The organism is Acidovorax sp. KNOB132 (assembly GCF_057541515.1).
This window is the reverse complement of record NZ_BAAJYT010000525.1, coordinates 1-1,283: the sequence shown is the minus strand read 5'-3', so window position 1 is coordinate 1,283 and position 1,283 is coordinate 1. Positions and strand designations below refer to the sequence as shown.

Below are 1,283 nucleotides of genomic sequence, written 5' to 3'. Positions count from 1 at the left end.
CCGGCTGCGGCCGGTACCCGGGCAGGAACTGGCACTCGCCGCCGAACGTCGCCTGCACGCCCGGGCATTGCGCGGCGATGCCTGCCGGCGTGGGGGCCGGGCCGCCGCGCACCCACTGGCCGAGCTCCGCCAGCAGCGTGGGATAGGCGGCATCGGTCAGGTAGCTGTGGGATTTGTCGGCCGTGAAGGTTTGCACCAGGTGGCCGGCCGTGCCGGCGCGCTCCATCGTGCGGCGAAAGCTGTCTTCCATCTCGACGAAGGCGGTGGGATCGTCCACGCCGTGCACGGTCAGCACCGGCACCGGGATGCGCCCGTCGGGGTCGGTGTCGCGCGCGAAGGTGGCCACGGCCTGCGGATCGGCGCGGTAGCGCTGCACGCTGCGGTTGAGCGCGGCATCGTCGCTCGAGCCGGTGTACACCGCGCCCCGGTTGCCGAAGGGGTTGGCGCCGCCGGTGCGCCGCTGCACGATGTCCTGGAAGTGCCAGGTGGCCCAGTTCAGGTGGCCGTGGATGGCGCTTTCGCGGATGCGCACGGTCTGCACGATGGTCTGCACGCGCGACTGCTGCGCGGCCGTGCGCTGCGCCGCGGGCCGGTCCAGGCCCAGGCAGCCGTCCACGCGGCGTTTCAGGTCGGCGGGTTTCAGCGTGGCATCGGGCAGCAGGCCCATCCACAGCGGGTACTGGGGTTCGGCGGGCAGCGGGTGGTTGGCGCACAGCGCCTGGTAGATCACCCGCAGGTCGAGCCGGAAGTCGTACGCCCGGCTGCCGCCGGCCAGCACGCCGCTGGTGAGCAGCACGCCGTCGTAGGGGCGTTTGCCGTGGCCATCGTCGGTGAAGACCGATGCGCCCACGGCGGCCACACTGGCGCCCCACGACTGGCCGTGCAGCAGCGTCATGCGCGGCGCGGCCACGTGCTGTACGAAGATGCGCCGCAGCCGCTCGGTGTCTTCGGCCGCGGCGTGCACCGCCACGCCGCCCTGGCGGTAGGTGGAGCCGGCCCAGGCGTAGCCGGCGCGCGGCACCATGGCCCAGCGCTCCAGGTCTTCCACCGTGCGCGACAGGCGTGGCGCGCCGAGCGTGGGGCCGCCGTGGGCGTGCAACACCAGCGTGCCGTTCCAGTCTGCGGGGATGGCGATCAGGTAGTGGGCGCCGGCCGAGTCCTGCCCGCTCAGGCAGCGCGTGGCGGCGGGCAGGCCTTTGGGGCATGGAGTGAGGGCGGGTGGGGGCTTCGGCCGTGGCCGGCGGGCGCCGCGGCGGGGGGCGACAGCCGCCGCCTTCGGGCCG

The 1,283-nt window shown here is 74.3% G+C and carries 1 protein-coding gene; it reads right to left on the bottom strand.

Annotation, left to right across the window (positions count from 1 at the left end; genetic code table 11):
- On the bottom strand, positions 1-1,283 hold a 1,283-nt coding region (locus AC27IO_RS24340; RefSeq protein WP_498741230.1), incomplete at both ends, for a hypothetical protein.